At 45.4% G+C, this 381-nt stretch carries 1 protein-coding gene; it reads left to right on the forward strand.

Going from position 1 to position 381, the window contains the following annotated elements; translation table 11 throughout:
- Nucleotides 1-151: 151 nt before the first annotated feature.
- Nucleotides 152-381: Sir2 family NAD-dependent protein deacetylase (locus BTA35_RS17565; RefSeq protein ID WP_338013027.1), on the forward strand; the 230-nt coding region annotated here is incomplete at its 3' end.

A 381-nucleotide genomic window follows, 5' to 3' on the forward strand; every position in this document is an offset into this window, starting at 1 on the left:
ATACATGGTAGCTCCGAGCAAGTTGCACAAGATACGCAGGAAACCAAGCAAGTCTCACTTCAAATCTCAACTGTATCGACTCGCCTAAATGATCTGGTCAGCCGCTTTCATATTGAATAGACTTTAAAATCAACAGATTTTAAGGCCGGATATGATGACATCGCTTGAAATAAAACCAGACAAAGCACATATCGTTATTTTAAGTGGCGCAGGGATTAGCGCCGAAAGCGGTATTAAAACCTTCCGTGATTCTGATGGATTATGGGAAAACCACCGTGTAGAAGATGTAGCGACGCCAGAAGCTTGGCACCAAGACCCTGAGATGGTGCTAGGCTTTTACAATGCCCGTCGCCAGCAGATCCGTAAAGCAGAGCCTAACCC

The sequence above is a fragment of the Oceanospirillum linum genome (genome assembly GCF_001995095.2).
GTDB classification, from domain to species: Bacteria; Pseudomonadota; Gammaproteobacteria; order Pseudomonadales; family Halomonadaceae; genus Oceanospirillum; species Oceanospirillum linum.